The sequence below is a fragment of the Acrocarpospora sp. B8E8 genome (assembly GCF_039871605.1).
GTDB lineage: Bacteria > Actinomycetota > Actinomycetes > Streptosporangiales > Streptosporangiaceae > Acrocarpospora > Acrocarpospora macrocephala.
In genome coordinates this window covers 21639-40872 of the sequence record NZ_JBDPLV010000020.1, presented here as the reverse complement: position 1 = coordinate 40872, position 19234 = coordinate 21639, and the positions used below count along the sequence as shown (strand labels likewise).

At 69.8% G+C, this 19234-nt stretch carries 19 protein-coding genes and 1 pseudogene; 10 read left to right on the top strand and 10 right to left on the bottom strand.

What is annotated here, in order from left to right:
• Nucleotides 1-27: 27 nt before the first annotated feature.
• The gene (locus tag ABGB08_RS20810; protein ID WP_347592690.1) at nt 28-1617 is read left to right on the top strand and encodes a Na+/H+ antiporter; all 1590 of its coding nucleotides are present in this window, start codon (nt 28-30) and stop codon (nt 1615-1617) included.
• Between the two features lie 84 nt (nt 1618-1701).
• Here the strand turns inward: ABGB08_RS20810 and ABGB08_RS20805 are convergent, their stop codons facing one another.
• Together ABGB08_RS20805 and ABGB08_RS20800 are read right to left on the bottom strand one after the other, a co-directional pair.
• Nucleotides 1702-2481, bottom strand: a complete 780-nt coding sequence (locus ABGB08_RS20805; RefSeq protein ID WP_347592688.1) for an AraC family transcriptional regulator — start codon at nt 2479-2481, stop codon at nt 1702-1704.
• Between the two features lie 165 nt (nt 2482-2646).
• Nucleotides 2647-2904 (bottom strand): UBP-type zinc finger domain-containing protein, encoded by a 258-nt coding sequence (locus ABGB08_RS20800; protein WP_155359515.1) that lies wholly within the window; start codon nt 2902-2904, stop codon nt 2647-2649.
• A 99-nt stretch (nt 2905-3003) separates the two neighbouring features.
• Between ABGB08_RS20800 and ABGB08_RS20795 the strand changes: the two genes are divergently transcribed.
• The 4 genes from ABGB08_RS20795 to ABGB08_RS20780 all read left to right on the top strand — a co-directional run bounded on the left by ABGB08_RS20795 (nt 3004) and on the right by ABGB08_RS20780 (nt 4482).
• Nucleotides 3004-3357: a hypothetical protein gene (locus ABGB08_RS20795; RefSeq protein ID WP_347592686.1), complete on the top strand. Its 354-nt coding sequence runs from the start codon at nt 3004-3006 to the stop codon at nt 3355-3357.
• A 37-nt stretch (nt 3358-3394) separates the two neighbouring features.
• Nucleotides 3395-3730 (top strand): DUF202 domain-containing protein, encoded by a 336-nt coding sequence (locus ABGB08_RS20790; protein WP_347592684.1) that lies wholly within the window; start codon nt 3395-3397, stop codon nt 3728-3730.
• A complete protein-coding gene (locus ABGB08_RS20785; protein WP_347592682.1) occupies nt 3727-4032 on the top strand; it encodes a DUF202 domain-containing protein in 306 nt (101 codons plus the stop codon). The genes ABGB08_RS20790 and ABGB08_RS20785 overlap by 4 nt, the downstream gene beginning before the upstream one ends.
• Before the next feature lie 75 nt (nt 4033-4107).
• Nucleotides 4108-4482: a hypothetical protein gene (locus ABGB08_RS20780; protein ID WP_347592680.1), complete on the top strand. Its 375-nt coding sequence runs from the start codon at nt 4108-4110 to the stop codon at nt 4480-4482.
• Nucleotides 4483-4553: 71 nt separating this feature from the next.
• On the opposite strand, the pseudogene ABGB08_RS20775 reads toward ABGB08_RS20780, so the two are convergent.
• Nucleotides 4554-4796, bottom strand: a pseudogene (locus ABGB08_RS20775) (transglycosylase SLT domain-containing protein); the annotation flags it as partial.
• A gap of 647 nt (nt 4797-5443) precedes the next feature.
• Here ABGB08_RS20775 and ABGB08_RS20770 point away from each other — a divergent pair.
• From ABGB08_RS20770 to ABGB08_RS20760, 3 genes are all read left to right on the top strand, one after another.
• Nucleotides 5444-5911: a glutathione peroxidase gene (locus tag ABGB08_RS20770; protein ID WP_347592678.1), complete on the top strand. Its 468-nt coding sequence runs from the start codon at nt 5444-5446 to the stop codon at nt 5909-5911.
• A gap of 131 nt (nt 5912-6042) precedes the next feature.
• Complete coding sequence (locus tag ABGB08_RS20765) at nt 6043-7113, top strand: hypothetical protein (protein WP_347592676.1); 1071 nt, start codon at nt 6043-6045, stop codon at nt 7111-7113.
• Nucleotides 7114-7118: 5 nt separating this feature from the next.
• Nucleotides 7119-8930: a DUF4012 domain-containing protein gene (locus ABGB08_RS20760; protein WP_347592674.1), complete on the top strand. Its 1812-nt coding sequence runs from the start codon at nt 7119-7121 to the stop codon at nt 8928-8930.
• Here ABGB08_RS20760 and ABGB08_RS20755 read toward each other — a convergent pair.
• Nucleotides 8902-9915 (bottom strand): LacI family DNA-binding transcriptional regulator, encoded by a 1014-nt coding sequence (locus ABGB08_RS20755; protein WP_347592672.1) that lies wholly within the window; start codon nt 9913-9915, stop codon nt 8902-8904. The genes ABGB08_RS20760 and ABGB08_RS20755 overlap by 29 nt on opposite strands.
• A gap of 201 nt (nt 9916-10116) precedes the next feature.
• Between ABGB08_RS20755 and ugpC the strand changes: the two genes are divergently transcribed.
• Both ugpC and ABGB08_RS20745 read left to right on the top strand, forming a co-directional pair.
• Nucleotides 10117-11337 carry a sn-glycerol-3-phosphate ABC transporter ATP-binding protein UgpC gene (gene ugpC, locus ABGB08_RS20750; RefSeq protein ID WP_347592670.1) on the top strand — a complete coding sequence of 407 codons (1221 nt, stop codon included), beginning with the start codon at nt 10117-10119 and terminating at the stop codon, nt 11335-11337.
• 175 nt (nt 11338-11512) lie between these two features.
• Complete coding sequence (locus tag ABGB08_RS20745; RefSeq protein ID WP_347592668.1) at nt 11513-12091, top strand: hypothetical protein; 579 nt, start codon at nt 11513-11515, stop codon at nt 12089-12091.
• Nucleotides 12092-12173: 82 nt separating this feature from the next.
• Here the strand turns inward: ABGB08_RS20745 and ABGB08_RS20740 are convergent, their stop codons facing one another.
• From ABGB08_RS20740 to ABGB08_RS20715, 6 genes are all read right to left on the bottom strand, one after another.
• Complete coding sequence (locus ABGB08_RS20740; RefSeq protein WP_347592666.1) at nt 12174-13562, bottom strand: polysaccharide biosynthesis tyrosine autokinase; 1389 nt, start codon at nt 13560-13562, stop codon at nt 12174-12176.
• 3 nt (nt 13563-13565) lie between these two features.
• A complete protein-coding gene (locus ABGB08_RS20735) occupies nt 13566-14579 on the bottom strand; it encodes an MraY family glycosyltransferase (RefSeq protein WP_347592664.1) in 1014 nt (337 codons plus the stop codon).
• Nucleotides 14576-15595 carry an NAD-dependent epimerase/dehydratase family protein gene (locus tag ABGB08_RS20730; RefSeq protein WP_347592662.1) on the bottom strand — a complete coding sequence of 340 codons (1020 nt, stop codon included), beginning with the start codon at nt 15593-15595 and terminating at the stop codon, nt 14576-14578. Before ABGB08_RS20730 ends, ABGB08_RS20735 begins: the two co-directional genes overlap by 4 nt.
• Before the next feature lie 156 nt (nt 15596-15751).
• Nucleotides 15752-17011, bottom strand: a complete 1260-nt coding sequence (locus ABGB08_RS20725) for a polysaccharide biosynthesis C-terminal domain-containing protein (RefSeq protein ID WP_347592660.1) — start codon at nt 17009-17011, stop codon at nt 15752-15754.
• Nucleotides 16995-18149 carry a glycosyltransferase gene (locus ABGB08_RS20720; RefSeq protein WP_347592658.1) on the bottom strand — a complete coding sequence of 385 codons (1155 nt, stop codon included), beginning with the start codon at nt 18147-18149 and terminating at the stop codon, nt 16995-16997. Before ABGB08_RS20720 ends, ABGB08_RS20725 begins: the two co-directional genes overlap by 17 nt.
• A gap of 36 nt (nt 18150-18185) precedes the next feature.
• Entirely contained in the window at nt 18186-19232 is a 1047-nt protein-coding gene (locus ABGB08_RS20715; RefSeq protein WP_347592656.1) for a glycosyltransferase, read from the bottom strand.
• Between the last annotated feature and the right edge of the window lie 2 nt (nt 19233-19234).

The window sequence follows — 19234 nt, the reverse complement described above, 5'->3', positions numbered from 1 at the left end:
CCGGCGCGGCGTTACGCTGATCGTCTGATGGACGCGATCTCGGCACTCCAGCTGCTTCTGCTGCCCGCGGGCGCGCTCGCGGTCGCCGGGTTCGCCCGGCGGATGGACTGGAGCGCTCCGCTGCTGCTGGTGCTCGCGGGGCTGATCGTGTCGGTCATCCCGGGCGTCCCGGAGTACAACCTCAGCCCGGAGATCGTGCTGCTGGTCTTCCTGCCCCCGCTGCTCTACTCGGCCGCGCTGGACAGCTCCTACCTGACGCTGCGCGACGTGAAACGCCCGATCGCGCTGCTGTCGGTGGGCCTGGTGCTGTTCAGCATGCTGGCCATCGGCCTCACCGCGTACGCGATGATTCCCGGCCTGGCCCTGGCCGCCGCGCTGGCCCTGGGCGCGATCGTGGCCCCGCCGGACGCGGTGGCGGCGGCGGCGATCGGCCGCAAGCTGGGGCTGCCGCGGCGCACGATGACGGTGCTCACGGGGGAGAGCCTGTTCAACGACGCGACCGCGCTGACCGCCTACCGGGTCGCGGTCGGGGTGATCGCGGGCGCGGGCGCCAGCTTCCTGACCGCGACGGGCGAGTTCCTGTACGCGGCCGGGGTCGGCCTCATGATCGGCATGGTCATCGCCTACCTGGCCGGCCTGCTCCTCACGAAGATCGACGACGCGCTGGTGGCGAACGCGTTCTCGCTGATGATCCCGTACGCCGCCTACCTGGCCGCCGAGGTGGTGCACGCCTCCGGCGTGATCTCGGTGGTGATCGTCGGGATCTATCTGGGCCACCAGATGAGCAACACCTCCTACGGCACCCGCCTGCTGTCCAGGGCCGTCTGGCAGGTGGTCGACTACCTGCTGGAAGCGATCGTGTTCGCCCTGATCGGCTTGCAGCTGCTCCCGCTCATCCGCGGGCTCGAGGGCGAGAACCCCTGGCAGGTGACCGGATACGCGGCCGTGCTGTTCCTGGTCGCGATCATCGCCCGGTTCGTCTGGCTGATCCCGGGCACCTACCTGCCCAGGATTCTGTCCCGCAAGATCCGCGCGCGGGAGGCCCCGATCCCGTGGCAGCAGGTCGCCGTGGTGGGCTGGGCCGGGATGCGCGGCGTGGTCTCGCTGGCGGCGGCGTTCGCGCTGCCGGAGGTGAACCTGCCGGAGCGCAACCTGCTGCTGTTCCTCACCTTCGCGGTGGTGATCGGGACCCTGGTGATCCAGGGCATGTCGTTCCCGTGGCTGATCAGGAGGCTGGGCATCAGCAACGAGCGCGAACGTTTCCAGGACGATCTGACCGAGGCCGCGGCGCAGCAGGCCGCCGCCGCGGCGGGTCTGGCCAGGCTCGAAGAGCTGGTGGCCGAGGGCGTCCTGGACGTGCACGAGCGGGTGGTCGAGAAGCTCCGCGCCCGCTCGGAGCACTCGGCGCTGCAGGCGTGGGAGCGGCTGGGCGGCGGCACGGGACCGCAGGGCGAGGAGACCCCCGCCACCGTCTACCGGCGGTTGCGCCGGGAGATGCTCGCCGCCGAGCGTCAGGTGTTCATCCGGCTGCGCGACGAGCGCCGCATCGCCGACGAGGTGCTGCGCCGCGTCATGGCCGAACTGGACTTCGAAGAGGCCACCCTCGAACGCGACTAGGGCGTCCCGCCATGCGATCCCTGCGCCGACGGCTGTTGCCTAATTCACCCCGGCGATGCGTTCGCCGAAGAGGGCCCGGTGTGTTTACTTCGTGTCGTCGCGTAGATCCGCCTGGTAGCGGCCCGGGGTCTGGCCGACGACCTCGGTGAACGCCTCGATGAAGCTCGAGGGGTTGGACCACCCGCACTCCGTCGCGGTGTCGGTGACGGACCGGCCGTTGGTGAGATGGACCAAGGCGTGGTGGATGCGCGAGATGGTGCGCCAGCGGTGGAAGCTCATCCCGAGCTCGGTGCGGAACAGACGGCTCAGGGTGCGCTCGCTCGCTCCCACCGTCCGTCCCAGCTCGGCCAGGGTCGCGGTCCGGCCGGGATCGGCGTGCAGGAGATCGGTGGCGGCGCGCAGCCGGTCGTCGCGGGGTTCGGGTAGGTGCAGGGACTGCTCGGGGGTCTCGGCGAGCTCGTCGATCACCACCGCGCGCAGCCGTTCGTAGGCGCCAGGGCGTACCTCCCGCCGATCGGTCAGTGCCAGGAGGGCCTCTCGCAGGAGGGGGCTTACCGCGAACACGCTGGGGTGTGCCACGAGCGCGTCGCACAGGTCGGCCGGGATGGCGACGAGGCGGACGTCGGTCCTGCCGTAGAAGCGATGAGAGTGGTCGAATCCGGGCGGCGTCCACGTCACCCGGTTGGCCGGGGCGACCCAGGTCCCGCGTTCGGTCGTGGTGGCCAGGGCGCCGGCGGCCGCGTACACCAGCTGGCCCTGGGTGTGAAAGTGGGTGTCGAGGTGGTAGCCGTGCGGGAGCCAGCCTCCACTACGAGGCGCCCATAGCGGCGAGGGCAGTAGGGAAGATTGGCGGGTTTCCGGCATCGACCGCCAGCTTACCGGTGGCGAGTCCTCGCTCCCACCGGCATCTCGTCAGCGAACGCAACGTCGCCAGGTCCGGCATCGCCTTCCGCGGCTACTGGAAATACGGCAGAGCCAGTCTCTGACCACGTCGCACTGACGTCACCAGGAAGAACGGCTCGTCACGCGCTAGCCCATCAGGTTGTCGAGGTAGCACCAGCGCCAGGTCTCGCCCGGCTCGAAGGAGCTCATCACGGGATGCCCGGTCTCCTTGTAGTGCGCGGTGGCGTGCCGCCCCGGTGAGGAGTCGCAGCAGCCGATGTGCCCGCAGCTCAGGCAGCGGCGCAGGTGAACCCAGCGCCGCCCTTCCCGCAGGCACTCCTGGCAGCCTTCCGGTGTGGTGGCCGGCGGGTCGCCGGCCGTGGTCAGATGCTCACAAGTCCCCATAGAGCAGATGGTACGTGTTCCGATCAGGGTTCCCGTCGTCACCCGGCTCCGTGCGTTAGAGTCGCGGGCATGCGACTTCTCCCCGTTATTACCCTTTCGATGGCCGCGGTTCTGGTCACAGGATGTGGCGCGATCGAGGAGGTCACCGGAGCCGCCCAGCAGACCCAGCAGTGCATCGAGGCCGCGGGCATCGTCACCGAGACGGTGTCCAAGATCACCAGTCTGGCCGGCGACCCGGCCGAGGTGGAGAAGGCGCTCAACGAGGGCGCGAACAAGCTGACAACGTTGGCCGACGACGCGGCCAACACCTCCCTGAAGGAGGCCGCCGACGGCGTGGCCGCCAAGCTGGACGGCTACAACGTGCAGGACGCCAACGACGCGGTCGACGCGCTCCAGAAGATCGCCACGGATTCGGTCGCGTGGGTGGAGACGCTGACGAAGGCATGCTCCTGAATCCCTAGGGAAAATGTGGTGAAATATCCTATTTTCCATGGAAGGCAACGAGCCTGACCCCCGCTTCACCCTCGCCAACGAACGCACATTTCTGACGTGGTTGAGCACCTCGCTCGCGCTCTGCGCGGGCGGGGTCGCCATCGCGGCTCTGCCCGAACATCTGTTCGTCTCGTGGGTGCGCACGCTGCTGGCGCTGGTGCTGGTCACCCTCGCCGCGTTCGCGGCCCTGCTCGCCTATCCACGCTGGCGCCAGGTCCAGCGCGCCCTCCGCCGCGCCGAACCGCTCCCGCCGCCCCGCCTGGCCCCCCTCTTCGGGTACGGCGTCGCGGTGGTCGCCCTCATCGCCCTGGTATTGATCGTCATCAGCGCATGACCGGCCTGCAGAGCGAGCGCACCCGGCTGGCCTGGGTGCGCACCGCGGCCGCGCTGGCCACCATCGGCCTGGGCGCGGGCGGCGCGGCCCTCCGGCACGGGGCGGGCCCGGTGACCGGCGCCTTCTTCCTGCTGGCCGCGCTGGCCGGAGCGGTCCTGCTGGCCAGGACCGGCCTCCGCTTCTCCCGCGTCCAGCGGGCCCTGCGCGACGGCCTGCCGCTGGACGACACCTTCGACGCGCAGCTCGCCTGGGCGGGCACCCTGACCGTCATCGCCGGATCGCTGTCTTTCCTGCTTTTCTGAATATTTCAGCTGCTGTCCTGCGGCAATACGCCGGAGATGTGGTGGTTCCGGAAGGCCTCGCTAGGGTGCGGCTTCATGCGAACCCTCCCCTTGATCCTGCTTTCGGCCATCCTCGCCGCCGGGTGCTCCACGCCGGTGACCGCGCCGCGCGCCGACCTGCCCAAGGAGTGCTCGGAGGTGCCGGTCCTGATCGGCGCGAAACTGTCGGAGTTCAGCTCGCTCGCAGAGAAGCCCAAGGAGCTGAAGGCCAGCGTCGCGGCCGCGGCCACCGAGGTCGAGGCGAAGGCCGCGAGCATCCAGGACACCGCTATCAAGCAGGCCGTCCAGGGCTTCGCCGACGAGCTGAAGAAGATCGAGGTGACCACCCGCAAGTCCGCCGTCGACGCCACCCAGACCGCGATCGCGGGCGGCACGGGCACCATGGAGAAGGTCGCGAAAGCCTGCGCCTGACGCCAAAGCAAAACGCCCGGGCTGGGCCCGGGCGTTTCACCGAAGAGGGACCCCTTCCCCTGGGTTCTCTTCTAGTACCAATTGTGCGACCTAAAGTGGCCCCACGCACCACATGGTGAGCCATATCGGCCCTTGATGTATCTCAACCCCCAGCGGATCTGGGTTGCCGGGTTGAATCGCCAGTCCCAGGCCACCAGGCCCATCTTGTGACCGGGTAGCGCCTGCGGGATGCCGTACGCGCCTGACGAGCGGTTGTAGGCGCGGTGGTTCCAGTTGCTCTCCTGGGTCCACAGGCTGTCCAGGCAGCGGAACTGGACGGGTGACCAGAGCCGCCGGGTGACCAGTCGCGACGCGAAGGCCTTGACGTCGTTCGTACGGATCTCGCGGGCCGGGCGGTAGATCTGCTTGGCGGTGGTCCGCCAGGTGCCGTAGTGAACCTGCGACTCGCCGTTCTGCTGCGCTCCGATCCGCTCAGGCTCGCTCTCGGCGAGCGCCGGGGCCGAACCTAGAGCCGCGATCGTGAGCACGGCCGCGACGGTGGTGCTGCGCATGGCGCGCTGTCTGTCCATAACGCTCCCTTCTCCGGGTCGCGTGCGGAGACGGGCGCGTGAACGCGCCCGCGCGCGGTCCCGCCCATGGCGTGGGCGTGGCCGTCCGCTCGGCCATGGGCCGGATTTCCCTGGGGCAATCCGGCGGCTCCGCGACGGGTCCTTAGCGCGGATTGAAGTACGCCGACCCGGCCTCCCGCGCCGACTACGACACGCTGCGGCGAGGTATTTGCCGATCACGCGCCGAACACGGCACGTCTCGCGGGGCTGACCTGATCCGGCCCGAAGACGATCAAGGCGTGGGCTGCCCAGAAGATGGCCCGCGCGTGGCGTTTGAGATCGGAGCCCGGGGATGCGCGCGGGACACGCCTCCGAAGCGGAGGCGGAATCATGTTCTAGGTAAAGTCGGGCTTATGAGCATTCTTGATATCCCGGTGACCACCCTGGCCGGTGCCCCTACCACCCTCGGCGAGCTGCTCGGCGGCAAGGCCGCCCTGGTCGTCAACGTCGCCTCCCGCTGCGGCCTCACCCCCCAGTACGGCGGCCTGGTCCAGCTCCAGGACACCTATGGCGAGCGCGGCTTCACCGTCGTCGGCGTGCCGTGCAACCAGTTCATGGGCCAGGAGCCCGGATCGGCGGAGGAGATCCAGGAGTTCTGCTCCACCACCTACGGCGTGGACTTCCCGCTGCTGGAGAAGACCGACGTCAACGGCGACACCCGGCACCCGCTCTACCGCGAGCTGATCGGCGACGGCGACGACATCCAGTGGAACTTCGAGAAGTTCCTCGTAAACGCCGATGGTGAGGTCGTGTCCCGGTTCGCGCCGAAGGTCCAGCCGGACGACCCCACGCTGGTCTCCAGCCTGGAGAAGATCCTCTGATCTTGGTCAACAATGAGTGATCATTCTCTGAAGTGAGCGCGTCCACACCGATTCACCCACCGTTCTCACCGTGGAATGGGGTCATGTGACCCGAATGCGGGGCTCAGCACATCTGGCGCCGGGGAGTCGGAATGGCCGCACAACGTAAGTTCACTCTTCTGCTGGGGGCGGCCGTCGGCGTCGCTCTCAGCGGACTGTCCCTTAACGCCACCGCGCTCGCTTCGAGTGCGGCGGTACCACCTACTAGCGGGTATCTGGCGGCGGCGATCGCCCAGCCGTACCCACCCCAACCTCCCACGTTCGAACAGGGCTACGCGGACGGCTACGCCGCTGGTTACACCATCGGCTGGCTGGCCGGTCGGGCGGCCGCGGCCGCCAACGCGACGGGGACCGGGGCCACCAACGCGGCCCCGATCGTGCCGCCTGGCGCGCTGGCTTACGCCGCCGGCTTCCGGGCGGGCTTCCTGGCGGGCTACGAGCAGGGTTATGAGGACGGCTACGAGCTCGACCCGCCGAGGCCGACCCCGTGCATCACCAAGCTCGTTCACAAGTGTCACAAGCACAACGACAACGAGAACGAGAATGAGAACGAGGTCGAGAACGAGAACGAGAACCGGAACAAGACCGACATCCGCATTGACAACGATCAACGCCAGGACAACGATCAGCGTCAATCCGTCGATCAGCGCGTGAACGACCGTAAGCGCGAGCACTTCGATCGGCGCGAGAGCTTCGATCGGCAGCGGGGCAACGTGATTCGCGGGACCAACGTGCTCCACAAGGATGGCAGAGATCAGCTCGATCACAGCGACCGCGGCGATCACATCCTGCTGGATGGGGGCGACCACGGTGGCCACGATGATCACGGCCGGCACGGTCATCACTTCGGGCACGGGGATCGTGATCACGGCGAGCACGGGGATCACGGGCACCAGTGGTCTCGTGGCGACATCCAGGAGTTCGGCAACCTCATGGACGCCGGTGACTTCGCCGACGCCGGGGATCTCGGCTGGGCCGGCGGCCGCGGGCGTCAGGTGGCCGCCGGTGGCGGTGGCGGTGGCGGGGGCGGCGCCGCCGCCACGCTGCCGTGGACCGGAGCGCCGGTCGGCGCCGTGGCCGCGGTCGGCGGGGGTCTGCTCGCCGCCGGCGTGACCGGAACCCTGATCGCGGTTCGCCGCCGCCGCGCGAGCGCTGCCGAGTAACCAGGGTGAACAAACGCCGCCTGCTGGCGGGCCTCGCGCTCATCGGCGCGTTGCCCGCCATGGCCGCCGGGTGGTCGGCCTACCTGGGCCTGACCACCTGGCACCACCTGACCGCGACCCGATCAGCCCTGGCCGAGGCGCATGACGATCTTTCGTCGGCGTTGTCGTCCGCCAGGTCGCGCGCCGGGCGGGCGGGGACGCAGGAAGCCGGGAAGCCGCTGCTGGACTCCCTGCCGGACTTCGCGAAGGCGCTGTCGGCGGCGCGGGAGCACGCGGCGGCGGCCCGGCGGGTCACCGGGGGAGCGGACTGGGATCTGCTCTCCCGGTTGCCCGTCATGGGCGAGGAGGCGGCGGTCGTCCGGGGGATCGCGCGGGCGGCGGACCAGCTGACCCTCGCGCTCGACGAGCTGCAGGAGGTCGCCGTCGCGCTGCGCGGCTCGGTCTCCGGCGGCGTTCCCGGCCTGACCGGGCTGCTGGCGAAGCTGGCCGGAACCGACGTCACGGGCGCGGTGCAGCGAGCGCGGCTCCGGCTCCTGCTGGCTCGCGGCGAGCTGACCCGCGTGCCGGAGAGCACGGGGGTCGGCGCGATCGACGCCGCGCGGGCCAGCGCGATCAAGGAGATCGACCGGCTGCGCGGCTGGGTGGACAGGGCGGCGCAGCTCGTCGCGCTGCCCGCGCTGTTCGGCCGGGACAAGCCCAGCCGCTACTTCCTCGCGTTCCAGACCAACGCCGAGGCCCGGGGCACGGGGGGTCTGGTGGGCGCGTTCGGCATCCTCTCCGCCGGTGGCGGGAGTTTCGCGATCAAGAACCTGGCCGCGAACAACGGGCTCAGGAACGCCACCACGCCCGTGGTCGATCACGGGCCCGCGTACGTCGCGCGTTACGGCCCGAGCGCGATGGAACTGCTGTCCAATTCCAACCTCTCACCCCATTTCCCGTACGCGGCGGAGACGTGGACCCGCCTCTGGCAACGCCAGACCGGCACCCGCCTGGACGGCGCCATCGCGACCGATCCGGTCGGCCTGGCCCGGATGTTGTCCCTGGTCGGACCGGTCACGCTGCCCGGCGGGGAGCAGGTCACTGCCGCCAACGTGGTCGATCTCACCGAGCGCGCGGCCTACGCCCGCTACCAGGATCCTTTTCAGCGCAAACGTTTCCTCGTCACGATCGCGCGGTCGGTCGGCGACGCGCTGACCCGGCTGCCTGGGCTCGAAGCCCTGCCCGTCTTCTTCCAGCTCGTGGAGGAGGGCCGCCTGCGGATCTGGAGCCGGCACGACCGCGACCAGGCCCTGATCGCCACCACCCCGCTGGGCGGGACGCTGTCCACCGCGCGGGGACCGTACGCGGGCCTGGTGGTCAACAATTCCGGCGGCACCAAGCTCGACTACTACCTCGACCGCGAGCTCCACTACGACCTCGGCCCCCGGGAGGGCGACTGGCGCACCAGCCGGATCCGCATCCGGCTGACCAACGACGTGCCCGAAGGCACCCTCCCCAAGTACGTGACGTACCGGATGGACACCCCGCACGACCAGCCGCCCGTCGGCGCGAACAAGCTCTGGTTCTCCCTGTACGCCCCCGTCGGCGCCACCCTCAAGGCCGCCAGGATCAACGGCGCCACCACCGAGATGATCGTCGAGGAGGAACGGTTCCACCCCGTCTACTCCAAGGTCATCGAACTCGGCCCCCGCCGGACCGCGACCATCGAGCTGGACCTCCGCGAGCCCCACAGCGCGGCCCGCCCGAACGTCCCGGTCCAGCCCCTGGTGCGCCCCCAGCGGACCACCGTCACCTGCGCGGGCCGCAGCTGCCCCTGATGATCAGCTGGGTCGGCAGCATGACCGTCCTCGGCCGCCGGCCCTGGCGCATCACCAGCTCCGCCGCCCGATACCCGATGTCCTGCGCGGGCTGGGCCACCACCGTCAGCGGCGGGGAGCAGAGTTCGGCCCACGGCACGTCGTCGAACATCACCAGCGACAGGTCCCGCGGAATCCGCACGTCCAGCTCCCTGGCCGCCAGCACGGCCGCCTCGCCGAGCATGTTGTCCCCGGTCAGGACGGCCGTGATGTCGGGCCGCCGCTGGAAGAGACCGGACGCCGCCGCGTACGCGGAGTCGCGGCTCGCCCGCGCCGGCACCACCAGCTCCTCGTCCAGCAGGTCGCCCATCGCGGTGCGGAACGCCCGGGTCCGCTGGGTCTGCCCGTGCCGGGCCAGGAAGCCGATCTTGCGATGGCCGAGCCCGGTCAGGTATTCCACCGCCGTACGCACCCCGGCCCGGTCGTCGGCGAGCACGGCCGGCACCTCGTCCAGCACCCGCTGCTGCCCGGGCGCCGGGTCGCGCCACACCCGCCGGTCGGCGAAGACCACGCTCAGCCCCGCCCGGAGCGCGGGCGCCCACATCTCGCCGTCCCCCGACGGCACCGCGATCACCCGGTCCATGCTCTGCTCCAGCAGCGACCCGACCAGGTCGGCCTCCTGCTCCGGGTCGTCGCCGGTGACGCCGATGGTGACCGGCTCGCGGTAGGAGCGGGCGCAGGAGAGCACGCCGTCCGCGAGCCGCGCGTAGAAGTTGTCGGTGATGTCCGGCACCAGCAGCGCGATCCCGCCGCTGCGCTGCTGCCGCAGGTTCCGCCCGAGCGCGCTCGGGCGGTAGTCCAGCTTGGTGGCCGCGTCCAGCACCCGCTCCCGCGTCTCCGCGCTCGCCGACCCCCCTGACAGGACCCGCGAGACGGTCGCCACCCCGACCCCGGCCAGCTCGGCCACGTCCTTGATCGTCGTACGGCGCTGCGCTGGACTGCTCATGGAAACGATTCCATCAGAATTCCACAGTTGCCGCCAGTCTCAATCCCATAACGGGAATGTCATGACAGGCGGAAACTAGGCGAATCGCTTGACAGGCATGTCCGGTTCGGGTGAGATGCATGAAAACGTATCCACTTTTCCCCTAGTGGAGACCGGCGGCGGGGGTTCCGTGCCGGTCCTCGGGCAGCGTGAAGGACTGGCATGGCATCAATCGTTCTGAGCAACGTCGACAAGATCTACGCGGGTGGCGTGAAGGCCGTGAACGGCCTGAATCTTGAGATCAAAGACGGCGAGTTCATGGTCCTGGTCGGCCCGTCGGGATGTGGCAAGTCCACCGCCCTGCGGATGATCGCCGGACTTGAGGACATCAGCGCCGGCGAGATCGCGATCGGCGACCGGGTGGTCAACCACCTCCCGCCGAAGGACCGCGACATCGCGATGGTCTTCCAGAACTACGCCCTCTACCCCCACATGACGGTGGAGGAGAACCTGGCCTTCGGCCTCAAGCTTCGCAAGATGCCCAAGGCGGAGATCGCCAAGCGCGTCAACGAGGCCGCCAAGATGCTGGGCCTGGAGCAGTACCTCAAGCGCAAGCCGGCCGCGCTCTCCGGCGGTCAGCGCCAGCGTGTCGCCATGGGCCGCGCCATCGTCCGCGAGCCGCAGGCCTTCCTCATGGACGAGCCGCTCTCCAACCTGGACGCCAAGCTCCGCGTCTCCATGCGCGCCTCGCTCAACCAGCTGCACGAGCGCCTCGGCGTCACCACCGTCTACGTGACTCACGACCAGGTCGAGGCGATGACCCTCGGCGACCGCGTCTGCGTCCTGCGCGACGGCCTGCTCCAGCAGGTCGACACCCCGCAGAACCTGTTCGACAACCCGGTCAACCTGTTCGTCGCCGGGTTCATGGGCTCCCCGTCCATGAACTTCGCCTACGCCGATCTCGTCCGCGACGGGGCCACCGCCGCCGTGGCCTTCGCCGGCTACAAGCTCCCCGTGCCGGAGTCCACGTTCGCCGAGAAGCCCGGTCTCGACCGCTACATCGGCAAGCGCATCATCCTCGGCATCCGCCCCTCGGACTTCGAGGACTCGGTCGCCGCCAACGGCGCCTCCACCGGCTGGGTCCGCATCCCGGTCCGCGCGAACGTCACCGAGGAGCTCGGCTCCGAGATCAACGTGCTGTTCACCATCGACGCTCCCCCCGTCGAGCACCGCGACACGGTGGCCGCCGCCAACGACGGCGACGAGGAAGAGGCCACCCTCCCGCTGACCGGCGACAAGTCCCTGTGGACCGCCCGCGTCAACGCCCGCAGCCACGTCCGCCCCGGCCAGAACATCGAACTCGTCGTCGACACCCACAACCTGCACTTCTTCGACGTCGACTCCGGCCTCAGCATCGGCCACGAGGCCAACGTCGGCCGCTAAGGCCACTAGAACGTCCGCCCCCCGCCAGTCCGGCGGGGGGCGGCCACCAACCCAGCTCCACCTCAGAACGAACCCTCGCCGTCTCCCCCCTCCGACGGCGAGGGTTCTGTGCTTATGGCACAAGTTTTCGCCAAGCCTCCGAGGGTGATCCGCACTGCCCGCCTAACCTCGTCGGATGGGGTTTCGGGTGCTGTTCGTTTGTACGGGGAACATCTGCCGCTCGCCGATCGCGGAGTGCCTGACCAGGGCCGCGCTGGCGGCGGTCTCGGGGGTCGAGGTGGGGAGCGCCGGGACGCGCACGGTGGCGGGGGTGCCGATCAGTGCGGGCGCTCGGGAGGTGCTCCGGCGGATGGGCGCGGAGGTGGGCGAGTTCGTGTCCCGGCCGCTGGAATCCGAGATGGTGGTCGAGGCCGATCTGGTGCTGACGGCGACCCGGCGGCATCGGGCCGAGGTGGTGACCCGGGTTCCGGCGTCGGTGGGGCGGGTGTTCACGATCGCGGAGTTCGGCGCCCTGGTCCGGGCGGTCCCGGAGGGTCTGGTCGTGCGCTTCCTGGAGGCGGAGGAGCGGGGGAGGGCGCTGCTGGCCGAGGCGACAGCCAGGAGGGGGATGGTCCGAGTGGCGGAACCTGACGTGGTCGATCCGATCGGCCGTTCTGGGCGCGTCTATCGCGCGGTGGGGCGGCGCATCGCCGCCGAGCTCTCCGTGCCGCTGCGCCTGCTGGCCGGCGGCACGGAGAGTGCGGGTGGCTATTAACTAGAAAGTCGTGATCTGGATAGCCGCAGCGGTGAGTCGTCTGGTCGGCGGCTATGCGGCTGTCTATGGGACGGGTTTCTGGTTAACCAACCCCTACCGGGATCTTGTCGGGTTCGGCTTCCTTGACGGGTTCGTAGCTGTAGTCGTAGCCGTAGTGGTGGATGGTCCTGGACGGCGTGAAGTTGAGGATCGAGCCGATCAGGCGTCCGCTGACCGAGCTGAGCTGGGTGGTGGCGTGCGCGAGGTGGTCGCGCTGGGTCTTGGCGCTGCGGGCCACCAGCAGGACCCCGTCGGCGACGGCGGCCAGGGTGGCCGCGTCGGTGACGGGGAGCAGCGGCGGCGCGTCGATGAGCACCATGTCGTAGGACTTGCGGAGCTGGATGAGCAGCTGCCGCATCTGGTGGGAGCTGAGCAGCTCGCTCGGGTTGGGCGGGATCGGGCCGCTGGGCAGCACCTGGATCTGGTCGTCGCCCCAGGTCTGCAGGGCGTCGGCCAGGGTGGAGGTGCCGATCAGGACGTTGGTGAGCCCGACGGCGCCCTCGATGCCGAGGTAGTCGGGCACGCTGGGGCGGCGCAGGTCCGCGTCCACGAGCAGCACCCGCCAGCCGGCCTGGCCCAGCGCGATGGCCAGGTTGACCGAGGTCGAGGACTTGCCCTCGCCCGGTAGGCAGCTGGTGATCACCAGCGACCTGGGCTTCTCGTCGATGCCGACGAACTGCAGGTTCGTGCGGATCGCCCGGAACGCCTCAGCCCGGATGGAACTGCCCTGATCGCGCACGATCAACGGGTACTGCTTGGCGTCCTTCTCGTAACTGATGACGCCGAGCACCGCCCCGCCGGTGGCCTCCAGCAGGTCCTCCGGGGTCTTCACGGTGGTGTCGAGCCGGTCGTACAGGACGATCGCCGATCCGGCGGCGAGCAGGCTGAGCAGCACGCCGATGGACAGGTTCACCAGCGGACGCGGGCTGACCGGCTTCCCGGGCGTGACGGCCTTGTCGATGACCGTGACCTTGATGGTGGACTTGCTGTTCTTGTCCGGCCGCTCGATCTGGTCGATCAGCTTGGTCAGCTGCTCGCCGACCGCGTTGGCCAGCCGCCCGGCCCTGGCCGGGTCGCCGTCCTCCACGGTCGCCCGCAGCAGCACCGTGTCCGGCACGGCTTCCGCCTTCACGTTCCTGGCCAGCGAATCCGGGTTGAGGCCCTCGGGCCTGGCGACCTCGGTCACCACCCGGCGGCTGGTGATCAGGTTCGCGTACGACTTGACCCGCTGCTGCGACAGCAGGTTGGCCTGGTACGCGGTGGCCGTGGTGGATTCGTCGTCCTTGGCGGACACGAGCATGGACACCGTCGCGGCGTACCGCTCGGGCATCTGCTGGGTCACGAGCATCGCGCCCCCGGCGCCCGTGCCCGCCGCCAGGGCCATGATCCACCAGCTCCGGCGGGCCAGTCGCAGATAGGAGAGGAGTTCCAACGGTTACCGCCTTGAGGGTTGCAGCGCGGGGCGGGCGGCCGGGTAGGCGTCCACGCCCTGCAGCAGAACGACGAGGACGAGGCCCGAGCCGACGGCCAGGGCCAGGGCGAGCAGCGGGGCCAGCGCCAGGACGGCCACCGCGCAGGCCAGCCCGCAGGTCAGCGCGGCCACCGCGGCGAGCGCGAGGACCGTCTGCGAGACGGACAGGCCGAGCCGGCGCAGCCGGTGGGTGACATGGTCTGTTCCCCCGGACATCACCGAGCGGCCCGCCCGGCGGCGGGAGACCACCACCACGAGGGTGTCCACGGTGGCCACGAAGGTGACCAGCAGCAGCCCCGCCGGAGCCTGCCCGGGCCCGTCGAACACGAGCACGGCGGAGCAGGCGATGGCGAAGCCGATGAACAGGGAGCCGCAGTCGCCCATGAAGATCCGCGCCGGGGTCCAGTTGTGGACCAGGAAGCCGGCGCACGCCCCGGCCAGCGCCAGCGGGATGACGGCCGCCGCGGGCGCGCCGGTGGCGAACGCGGTGACGGCCAGCATGCCGCCGGTGGCGACGGCGACCGCGCCCAGCGCGCCGTCCATGTTGTCGAGCAGGTTGTAGGAGTTGGTGACGACCACGATCCAGATCGTGGTCAGCGGGATGTCCAGCCAGGTGCCGGTGACCGGGGCCTGCACCCCGTTGAGCACCACGGTCAGCGTGGCGAGCGTCTCCACCAGCAGCCGGGGCACCGGGCCGAGCGGCCGCAGGTCGTCGATCAGGCCGACCAGGGCGAGCACCGCCGCGCCCAGGATGATGGCCCGCACCGCGGGCTCCTCCGCCTGGAACGCGACCGGTGGCAGCGTGGCGGCCAGGATGGCCAGGCCGCCCAGGAACGGGGTGGCGCGGCGGTGCGCCTTGCGGCCGCCTGGCCGGTCGGTCAGCCGCGTCCACAGCGCGAAACGCCGGACCGGGACGGTGGTGGCGGCTCCGATCACCGTCGCCGACACCACCGTCCCCAAGCTGGCAGCGAGACTCACCGGCGGTCGGTCCCCGTCTCTTGCGCCCGATCGCCCGCCTGCCGCCCGCGGGACATCTCCCGCATGGTCTCCGTGATGGTGTCGAGCAGGATGTCGTCCAGATTGCGCTGCGGCCGCCACCCGGTCAGCGCCCGCAGCCGCGAGTTGTCCGGCACCCGCCGGATCATGTCCTCGAAGCCCTTCTGGTAGGCCTCGTGGTAGGGGATCATCTCCACCCCGGAGGTGCTCCGGGTCAGCTCGATGACCGTCTTGGCCAGCTCCAGGATGGTGATCTCGTCGGAGGAGCCGATGTTGAAGGTCTGCCCGACCGCCAGCGGCTCGTCCAGCAGCCGTAGCAGCGCGTCGACCACGTCCAGGACGTGCACGAAGCACCGGGACTGGGTGCCGTCGCCGTACACGGTGAGCGGCCGCCCGCTGAGCGCCTGGCGGACCAGGCGCGGGACGACCATCCCGTAGGAGGGGCTCTGCCGCGGCCCGACCGTGTTGAACAGGCGCGTCACCACGGTCGGCAGGCCGCGCTCCCGGTGGTACGCGTTGGCCAGGATCTCGTCCACGGCCTTGGCGGTGCTGTAGGACCAGCGGGAGACGGACGTGCTGCCCAGGATGCGGTCGGCGTCCTCGGCCAGCGGCCCGCCGGAGTTCTTGCCGTAGATCTCGCTGGTGCTGGCCACCAGGATCTTCTTGCGGTAACGGTGCGCGGCCCCGATGACGATCTCGGAGCCGCGGATGTTGGTGGTCAGCGAACGCAACGGCTGGTCCACGATCAGGTGCACTCCGACGGCGGCGGCGAGGTGCACCACCACGTCGCACTGGTGCACCAACTCGTCGACTACGAGTTCGTCCAGAATTGAGCCGTTGACCACCCGAAGGGCCGGATGCACGGCTGAGTGACGCAGGTTCTCGGCGCGACCGGTGGACAGGTTGTCGAGCACCGTCACCGAATCACCCCGCTCCAGCAGGGCATCGGTCAAATGCGATCCGATGAATCCGCTGCCGCCGGTTACCAGATAGTTCATGCCAATAGCAGCCAAGGTGACTCCTCTGCCGAACACGTGCTCGACGTGTCATATCTGTGCCAGTGAGACGGTAGAGATGGGGGATTGCACGCCCCCGACGCCACGCGCGACATGCGGCGCCTTTTGCCGTTATTTTCATTGGGGCTACCGAACGGTTTAGCCGGATCGGGCGGTGACGAGGTCGGCGCGCCGGGGCACCAGTTCCCTGGGGGCGGTCCGGGACGCCCGGACGAACCAGGTCACTTCGATCACGGCGATCAGCCCGTACGCGACCGTCGAGGACAGCGCCGCGCCGACCGCACCCCAGTGCGGGATCAGGACGCCGTTGAGCACGAGGTTCACGCCCAGGCCGATGATCGCGATGGCGGTCATGGTCATCGGCTGGGACAGCCGCACCAGGAACTGCTCGACCGGCTTGAGCAGGGCCAGCAGGATCGCTCCCGGGGCCAGCGCGAGCAGCGGAGCCACACTGGGCGCGTACGCTGGGCCGTAGACCAGTGGGATCAAGAGTGGGCCAGCCGCGGTCAGCGCCGTGACCACGGCGGCGGCGGTGAGCAGGGCAAGTCGCAGCGCCCTGGTGGTGGCCTGGCGGGCGCTGTCGCAGTCGCCGTCTGCCTGGCGGGCCAGGCTGAGCTGTCGGATGGCTTCCGCAGGGGCGCCGGCCAGTGACAGTACGGAAACCGCGACCGTGTAGAAGCCGGCATCTCGGGCGGATGCCAGCGCGTTGAGCAGCAGCACGTCCACGGTGACCAGCAGGTAGAAGGCGATGTGGCCGAGATGGTAACGGGCGGCGAGGCCGATCTGGTGGCGGGCGAGTGCGACTTCTCCGCGTAGTTTGAGCGGCTTGCTGACGACCAGGAACAGGGCGCATGGGACGGTCATGGACAGCGCCAAGCAGACGATCACTGCGGCCACGGACTCCTTCCCCAGGGCCATCAAGATCAGCAGCGGCACGCATTGGATCAGTGCGGCAAGTACCAGCGTCCGGTTGACCAGGCGTTGTCGAGACTGTAGGAGCAGCATGCCCTTGAGATTGACCGTGGCGACCCCGAACGGCACCGCGAGCAGCGCGATCGCCAGCAGTCCCGATGGCGCGAGAGGCAGCACCAGCCCGGCCGTATACCCGCCGACCGCGCACAACAGCCCCAGCGCCAGGCTGAGAAAGACGGAGTTGGCGAGCAGCGCTCTGCGTTTGTCCATGTCCGGCCAGAGGGCGATCTGGGAATGCTGCAGCGACAGATGGCCGATCTCCATGGTGATCGCGGCCGTGGTGGCCACGACCGCATAGAGGCCGCGGCTCTCTGGTGCCAGGGCGCGGGCGAGCAGCACGCCGGTCACCGCACCGATGCCCAGCCGCAGCAGCTGGCTGGCCAGGGTATCGACGGCCCGGCGCGTGGCGTCAGGCCGGCGGCTCATCGGGGCTGATCGCTATCCCGGCTCGTCGCTCCAGGTGCTCTCCGTAAAGGCGGATGTGTTCGGTGACCATGCGCTCGGTGCTGAACGTGGTCCGCGCCCAGGTGCGTGCGTTCTCACCTAGCCCAGGATGTCTCCCGGCCAGCACCTCCGTGATCGCCCGGGCCAATGCGTCCGGGGCGCTCGGCGGCACGAGCAGCCCGCGCCGAGGCAGGCCGCCGAGGAGTTCGGGCGTGCCGCCGACGGCGGTGGCGATCACCGGCCGACCCGCCGCCATCGCCTCCATGATCGCGTTGCTCAACCCTTCTCCCAGGGATGGCAGCACCACGGCGTCGGCGCGGGCCAGCAGCGGGCGCACATCGGCGATCGAGCCGAGGAAACGCACATCCACCCCAAACCGGGCCGCATCTCGTTCCAGGGCGGGGCGCTCGGGACCTTCCCCGGCCAGGGCCAGCGTCCAGTCGGTGCCGCGCGCCGCCATCAGCAGATCACCGTGCGCCTTGACCGGCCGCAGATTGGCCACGCAGGCCAGTACGGGCCCGTCGGCCGCCAGCGGCATGGGCGGCACGGCTTCGAACGCGCTATTTGGCAGCCCGTTATAGATGACTGCCAGCTTGCCCATCTTCACCGACTCGCCCTGGGCGGTCCAACTCGCCACCGCGTGCGCGTTCGTGACGACCGCGTCCGTCATGCGGTTCGCTGCCCGTACGGCGGTGGCGAGCAACGGCCCGCGGGCGGGGGCCAGGTCCCGCCGGGCCGACACCACCAGCGGTACTCCGGCCAGCCGCCCGGCAGGCACCCCGATCAGGTAGCCCCGAGTGAGGAAGGAATGCAGCACGTCGGGGGATTCGCGGCGTAGCAGGCGTACCAGGCGGCCCACCGCCCACGCATTGCCCGCCGCCGCCCAAGGCGCGCCGGACAGGCGTCGCAGCCCGAGCCTGATCACCCTGATGCCGGCCGCGTGCAGCTCGCGCTCCCGCGGTCCGCCCTCGAACAGGACCAGCACGCAGACATCGACGCCCTGGTCCCGTAGCCCTTCGGCGAGTACCACCACCTGTTTCTCGGCCCCGCCGCGGCCGAGCTGGTCGATGAGCAGGCAGACCCGGCGAACCCGGGCCCGTGCCCTCGTCAAGATCATCATGTGACGCACGGTAGTTAATGTGTGGCGTGTTGCGGGCTACCTGCTGGTCAGCAGCCGGTTATAGATGGTCAAATGTCGGTCCACAGAGACTTCTGCGGTCACGTGCTCACGGCTCCATGCCTGCGCGGCGGCACTCAGCCTGGCCCCGTGAGCGGGATCGCGGAGCAGCCGTTCGAGTCCGTCCGCGAGCGCCTCCGCGTCCCCGGGCGGCACCAGCACGCCGCGCCCGGTCAGTAGCTCGGTGATGCCGCCGACGGCGCTCCCGACCACCGGCACTCCAGCTGCCATCGCCTCAAGAACGGCGATGCCCAGTGCCTCCGACAACGACGGGTGCGCGACTAGATCTGCCCTGGCCAGCCAGCGTCCTACGTCGAAGCGAGCGCCGAGCAGCCGCAGGTCCAGGTTGAACGCGTGGGCCTGCTGGGTGAGCGCGTGCCGCTCGGGGCCCTCACCGATGATCACAATCGTGCAGTCCAGACCGCGCTGTCTGAGCAGGGCCGCCGCGCCGAGCAACACGCTATGGCCCTTCCAGGGCTGCAGATTTCCGATCGAAAGGATCACTGGTAGGTCGGTGCGGAGTTCGGCAGGGGGCTGCTGGGTGAAGGCGGTGGGCGGCAGTCCGCTGTACACCACGCCGATCTTGCGCGTGGGCACCCGGATCACCTCGTTCTCCAGCCTGGCCATCGCCTTGCTCAGGGTGATCAGGTAGTCGGCCCGGCGACTGGCCCTCCTGTCCAGGATCCGCTTCGGTGCCGACAGCCGGTCGGGTGCGCTGTGCCTACCCGCTACCAGCACCCGCACTCCGGCCATCCGGGCTAGCGCCGCCGCGGCCACGTAGCACTGGAACAGGTGCGCGTGCAGCACATCGGGCCGGGTCTGCCGCAGGTAGCGCAGCATACGCGCACAGCCGCGCACGGCCGCGGGAACGGCCCGCCACCCGTGCCGGGAGAAGGTGAGAAAGCCCAGGTGCACGATTGGCACGCCCGCCTCTCGCAGTGCTGCCTCGCGCGGGCCACCGTCGAACATGACCAGCACCTCACTGCGCAGCCCACGTGCCTTCAGCTCCCTAGCCAGCAGCACCACCT

Coding starts and splice junctions, on each gene's coding strand:
- ABGB08_RS20810 (WP_347592690.1), top strand. CDS start 28: ATGGACGCGATCTCGGCACTCCAGCTGCTTCTGCTGCCCGCGGGCGCG.
- ABGB08_RS20805 (WP_347592688.1), bottom strand. CDS start 2,481: ATGCCGGAAACCCGCCAATCTTCCCTACTGCCCTCGCCGCTATGGGCG.
- ABGB08_RS20800 (WP_155359515.1), bottom strand. CDS start 2,904: ATGGGGACTTGTGAGCATCTGACCACGGCCGGCGACCCGCCGGCCACC.
- ABGB08_RS20795 (WP_347592686.1), top strand. CDS start 3,004: ATGGCCGCGGTTCTGGTCACAGGATGTGGCGCGATCGAGGAGGTCACC.
- ABGB08_RS20790 (WP_347592684.1), top strand. CDS start 3,395: ATGGAAGGCAACGAGCCTGACCCCCGCTTCACCCTCGCCAACGAACGC.
- ABGB08_RS20785 (WP_347592682.1), top strand. CDS start 3,727: ATGACCGGCCTGCAGAGCGAGCGCACCCGGCTGGCCTGGGTGCGCACC.
- ABGB08_RS20780 (WP_347592680.1), top strand. CDS start 4,108: ATGCGAACCCTCCCCTTGATCCTGCTTTCGGCCATCCTCGCCGCCGGG.
- ABGB08_RS20770 (WP_347592678.1), top strand. CDS start 5,444: ATGAGCATTCTTGATATCCCGGTGACCACCCTGGCCGGTGCCCCTACC.
- ABGB08_RS20765 (WP_347592676.1), top strand. CDS start 6,043: ATGGCCGCACAACGTAAGTTCACTCTTCTGCTGGGGGCGGCCGTCGGC.
- ABGB08_RS20755 (WP_347592672.1), bottom strand. CDS start 9,915: ATGAGCAGTCCAGCGCAGCGCCGTACGACGATCAAGGACGTGGCCGAG.
- ugpC (WP_347592670.1), top strand. CDS start 10,117: ATGGCATCAATCGTTCTGAGCAACGTCGACAAGATCTACGCGGGTGGC.
- ABGB08_RS20745 (WP_347592668.1), top strand. CDS start 11,513: ATGGGGTTTCGGGTGCTGTTCGTTTGTACGGGGAACATCTGCCGCTCG.
- ABGB08_RS20730 (WP_347592662.1), bottom strand. CDS start 15,595: ATGAACTATCTGGTAACCGGCGGCAGCGGATTCATCGGATCGCATTTG.
- ABGB08_RS20725 (WP_347592660.1), bottom strand. CDS start 17,011: ATGAGCCGCCGGCCTGACGCCACGCGCCGGGCCGTCGATACCCTGGCC.
- ABGB08_RS20720 (WP_347592658.1), bottom strand. CDS start 18,149: ATGATGATCTTGACGAGGGCACGGGCCCGGGTTCGCCGGGTCTGCCTG.